Source organism: Candidatus Symbiothrix dinenymphae (assembly GCF_001431085.1).
On record NZ_BBRU01000467.1, the window covers coordinates 1 to 5,191 of the forward strand.

The 5,191-nt window shown below is 46.1% G+C and carries 5 protein-coding genes and 1 pseudogene; 4 read left to right on the plus strand and 2 right to left on the minus strand.

What is annotated here, in order from left to right; all coding sequences use genetic code 11:
* A pseudogene (locus tag ASC50_RS05105) lies at positions 1–588 on the minus strand (acetate kinase); the annotation flags it as partial.
* Positions 589–800: 212 nt separating this feature from the next.
* Here ASC50_RS05105 and ASC50_RS05110 point away from each other — a divergent pair.
* The gene (locus ASC50_RS05110; protein ID WP_158648474.1) at positions 801–2,027 is read left to right on the plus strand and encodes a hypothetical protein; all 1,227 of its coding nucleotides are present in this window, start codon (positions 801–803) and stop codon (positions 2,025–2,027) included.
* Between the two features lie 11 nt (positions 2,028–2,038).
* The gene (locus tag ASC50_RS05115; protein WP_055430859.1) at positions 2,039–2,716 is read left to right on the plus strand and encodes an RluA family pseudouridine synthase; all 678 of its coding nucleotides are present in this window, start codon (positions 2,039–2,041) and stop codon (positions 2,714–2,716) included.
* Here ASC50_RS05115 and ASC50_RS05120 read toward each other — a convergent pair.
* A complete protein-coding gene (locus ASC50_RS05120) occupies positions 2,696–3,610 on the minus strand; it encodes a hypothetical protein (protein ID WP_056928780.1) in 915 nt (304 codons plus the stop codon). The genes ASC50_RS05115 and ASC50_RS05120 overlap by 21 nt on opposite strands.
* 125 nt (positions 3,611–3,735) lie before the next feature.
* On the opposite strand from ASC50_RS05120, the gene ASC50_RS05125 reads away from it, so the two are divergent.
* Complete coding sequence (locus ASC50_RS05125) at positions 3,736–4,872, plus strand: ABC transporter substrate-binding protein (protein ID WP_158648475.1); 1,137 nt, start codon at positions 3,736–3,738, stop codon at positions 4,870–4,872.
* A gap of 105 nt (positions 4,873–4,977) precedes the next feature.
* Positions 4,978–5,191: DUF3098 domain-containing protein (locus ASC50_RS05130; protein WP_056928781.1), on the plus strand; the 214-nt coding region annotated here is incomplete at its 3' end.

Genomic DNA, 5,191 nt, shown 5'->3' on the forward strand with positions numbered 1-5,191 from the left:
GTTCAGAAATTCGCACACGCGCCGGGACACGTAGCGGTGGCTCGTTCCGTGAAACCCGTAGCGACGCACGCCATATTTGGTGTAATACTCGTAGGGCAAACCGTACATATACGCCTCCTGCGGCATGGTTTGGTGAAAAGCCGTGTCAAACACAGCCACCTGCGGCGTGCTCGGCAGCAGTTCCTTGATGGCGTAAATGCCTTCGAGGTTGGGCGGGTTGTGAAGCGGCGCGAGGTCGATGCACTCCGCCACTTGCGCAATCACCTCGTCGGTGACGACCACGCCGGCATTGAATCGTTCGCCGCCGTGCACCACTCTGTGCCCGACCGCATCAATTTCCGACAGCGACTTGATGCAGCCGTGAGCCGCTCCGGTAATCGTGTCCATGATAAACCGGATGCCCGTTTTGTGCTCGGGAATATCCTTTTCCAACACCACTTTTTCGCCGTTAGGCAAGGTGAGTTTGAGAAACGAGCCGGACAATCCGATTTTTTCGATGCCCCCCTGAGCCAGCGTTTCGTTGGCGTTCATGTCCAAAAACTTGTATTTGATGGACGAACTACCACAATTTAATACGAATACTTTCATATAGCATGTTTTTTTCAAGCCGTAAAGGTACAAACTTATTTTGGATTAAAACAAAATTTATTCCTTTTTTTTCGATTTTTAATATTAACTTTGCACCCGCAAATAACGAAAAAATAAATAATTATGTCAAAGAAAACAACAACAACACAATCTCAGGCACTAAGCCCTGAGAACTACATTCGCCAAAAGTCGAGAAGCCTCCCTGTTTACAATTGTTGGGTAACACCGAATGGGAGGAGGCCGGACTTGGTCAGGTCGTGGTGGCTCGACAGCATGCCAATGGCAATCTAACTTATTGTTCCTATTTAGCTGACTTAAAGTGCTTGGGGGTAAAAGAGACAGTCTATGAGTTTAACATTCCGCCGGAAAAGTTGGAGAAGCATCTGACTGAGTTTGCGGACGTTGAATTTGTTCCTATTTCTTATGAATTGGCACACAATATTATATATGCCGCCATTGAATATGCCGAAAAGTATGGATTTAAACCGCATAAGGATTTCGCCCAAACCACCCGTTTTCTCTTGGAAGAAGACAGGGATGACATCCCTTTGATTGACATTCCTTGCGGGGGCAAAGATGGCAAGCCTTTGTATGTGAATCCCGGTCGCGAGGCTATGCGCGCTAAATTTAGCGACTTTCGTGATGAGGTGCTGCAAATGAGTAGAGAAGAGCAGAAAGCATGGTTTCTTGATTTCGCCGGCACTAAAGATATGGATAGAAATAGAGACCTGGAGTATGTGAGTAAACTGGTAGTTATAACTCATTTACTTGCAAAAGAATATGCCGGTGACGAGGCGATTGAAAAATACAAGGATGAGCTGTCACGCGATTTGGACTATCCTTGCGTACCGGTTGGTGAATTGCCTAACGAGTTTTTTGCCGGTGTGCCGCCGAGACTTTATGAAACAATTAACGATTTGTTTCAGGATACGATTGCTGAAATAGCCAAAGGCAAAAAAGAGGGTCAAAAAGCGATAGAGGCGTTTCGCAAGGAAGTGGGCGAGGCACCAGTTGTTGCTACGGTAGAAATATCGTATTACGGTCGATATGAACCGTACAAAAACTGTGTCCAAATTTTAGAAAAATACCGTGCGAAATATCCGGATAATTTTTTTGTAACAATGGCCTGGAATGTGCATTTATGCGAAACCCACGAAAATGTCTTCCAAAGAAACATTAACATCAAAAATGTTAAAACGCTGTTGTCCAAATTCCAAACCATTACTGATTATGAGAGAAAATTGTTTTTGTCCGCCTATTCTATAGCGTTTTTTTATGAGGCACAGTCCGATATTACGGATAAACTTGCCCGAATTATTGCGTTTGAAAGCTATCTTACGCCTCAAATTAGAATCACTGACGATAGTGATTGGCTGTCTAAATTTTTTGAGTTGGAAATGGAAACTCTCTTTGAACTGTTTGGAGTAGATGGTAAATAATCGCACAGCAAATGGAAGTAATTTACGAAGACAACCACATCATCGCGGTGAACAAGACCAATTCGGAGATTGTTCAGGGCGATAAAACGGGCGATGAGCCGCTTTCGGAGGTTGTCCGGCAGTGGCTGAAGGCGAAGTACAGCAAGCCCGGCAATGTGTTTATCGGTGTGGTGCATCGCCTTGACCGTCCTGTTTCGGGTGTGGTCATTTTTGCCAAAACGAGCAAGGCATTGCCGCGATTGTGCGAAATGTTTCGCGAAGGGCAGGTTCAAAAGACATATTGGGCAGTCGTGAAAAACCGCCCGCCGCAGGACGAGGGCGAACTGGTGCATTATCTGGTGCGCAACGTGAAGCAAAACAAGTCGTACGCCAACGACAAGGAGGTGCCAAACTCAAAAAAGGCGATTTTGAGCTATAAACTCATCGCCCGTTCCGACAATTACCATCTGCTGGAAGTAGATTTGAAAACCGGTCGCCACCACCAAATCCGGTGTCAGTTGGCGAAAATGGGTTGCCCCATCAAGGGCGACCTGAAATACGGCTTCGACCGCTCCAATCCCGACGGCGGCATCAGCCTCCACGCAAGGCAAGCCCAATTCATCCACCCCGTTTCCAAAGAAAAAATCGACATAGTAGCCCCCGCCCCACAAGATAATCTGTGGCAAGCCTTAGAAAATTCTGCCGGTTAGTTTGAATGAGATGACGGGATAAATTTGCAGGTATCCTGCATATTCGGCAATATTGAAATCGCCACCATCCTTGTTTAGGGCTTTCTTTAATTTTGCATTGGTGCTGCCAAGTGTTGGCATACCGAGATACATGGCACCAAGTTCAAACTGAAATCCAATGCGGCGTTTGGGGATAGAACGCCCAAAACCAAGTCCCAGATAGGGTTTCACGGTATTTATGTCAACAGAGGCATCTACTTTCCCATTAAGTTCTTTTGTATCAATCGATTCGCCATTGATGTCAACGGCTGGAAATAAATCGAATTTTGGTGCACCAGGATTGTCTGCCTCATACTTTTTGACTCTGTCAATGGCATCGTTCAATTTTTGCGGAAGTCTTCCTTCGATGCTCACCAAATGGCTTTGTCCGATGTATGCACCGGCGGTCAAATGGAAGCCACTGCTCGCCCACGGATAATAATCCACCAGAATGCGACCATTCATAAGCCCCAGTTTGGCTTCTACATCCACTTCGCTAGGCACGTCAGCTGATTTTGTAGGCAAGCCCTCGCTTAACAAGGTTGAGTATAGCGGATGACCGCTAAGGTCGAAATCTGGGGCAGCAAGATCAAACGTGTTTGTTAGGGCAAAAGGCAGCATTGAAAAACCCGCCTTCAGCACAAAATGGTTGTTCAAAGACGTCGCCACGTCCAAACCAATACCGGTAGTACCCACGTCTATGTACACACCAAGTCGCTCAAATGGCTTTCCGCCGGTGGGAGCTGCCACAGCTGCTTCACTCTGTAGTCCAACAGATTGAGGCTCAAGTGTTTGTACCTCAACAGTTTCAGAATTTTGAGCCTCAACAGCGGCTCCCATGCCCAACAGGGCAAATAATAACATTTCCTTTCTCACAATTCTAATTTTTTATTTTTTTTTAATATTCGGCGGCAAAGGTAAGCATTTATTTTTATTCAGCCAATTTTTTGTAATTTTGCGCAATAATTATTATTTTTATTATGGCTCAACAAAAAATTTTAGTGTTTGCATTTGCCTTGTTGCTTTCTTGTCAGGGCAAGCAGCCGTTACCGTTGGATAATGCCGATGGGAATGCTTATGCACTGGGCTTTAGCCTCAAATCGCACCCCGATTATGAGCTGGTGCAAATCAAAAATCCGTGGAAAAACGATGATGTTTTGCAGACCTATATTTTGGTGCCGCAAAACCTGCCCTTGCCGGACAATTTGCCCGCGGGGACACTGTTGCGCACGCCTCTGACGCACACGGTGGCGTTTTCGTCGGTCGTTTGCAGCATGATGGACGAGCTGGGCGTGACCGACAAGTTGGCAGGCGTGGGCGATGCGGCTTACATATTGACGCCCTCCATTCAGGCCGGATTGGCTGCCGGAGCCATCCGGGATGTGGGACAGGAGACGCAGCTTGATATTGAAAAATTGCTCCTGCTTGAGCCGCAACTGATTATGACAACGCCAATTAGCGAGTCGGCGGTGGGCGCATTGAATAAGGTGGGCGCCACAAGTTTCCCGTGTTTGGACTATCTCGAAAATCACCCGCTGGGACGCACGGAGTGGATTCGACTGTTTGGGCGACTGTTTGGCAAAAAAGAATTGGCTGACTCGCTCTTTTTCGCAACGGTGGATGCCTACGAGGCATTGAGGCAATCAACAGCCGATGTGAAAGTGCGCCCAACGGTGTTTACGGAAAAGAAATACGGCGACTTTTGGTACATCCCGGGCGGCAAAAGCAATGTGGCATATCTGTTGCGTGATGCGGGTGCAGACTATGTCTGGAAGGATAATCCGAGCACTACGAATGTTTCCCTGTCGTTTGAAACGGTGTTAGATAAGGCCGAAAAAGCTGATTTTTGGCTGATTAAATATTATTCAGCAGTTACCAGTTACCAGTTACCGGTTACCGGTTACCGGTTGCCGGATATTGGTTTGACTTATGGGCAGTTGGTGGATGAGTTTCCTAATTATGGGTTGTTTGGGGCTTTTAAAAATCGTAATGTTTATGGTTGCAATACGGCGCAATCGAGTTATTACCAGGAAGTTATTTTGCATCCTGACCGGTTGTTGCAGGATTTGATAAAGGTGTTTCATCCGGAATTGCTGCCGGAGTATGAGTTGCGATTTTATGGAAAGCTTGGACTTTGATGTTGAATCTGCGGCGGCATTTTTTTTCAAATTCATAATCAATAATTCATAAATAATGACTATCTTTGCGCCCGCAAATATTAGCGTTTTTAAAAACAAAAAAACATGGATAAAAAAGAATTAGTTTTTGGGGAAAAGAATTTCATTTTATTGGCGGCGGCAATTGTTGTCATCATTGTGGGCTTTGTGCTGCTGGCGGGTGGTCAAACGATTGAGGGAGCAGGCCGGTTTGACCCCAGTATTTTTAGTTTCAGACGCATTACGGTGGCTCCGATTGTTACGCTATTGGGCTTTGCGTTAGTTGTTTATGCCATTTTAT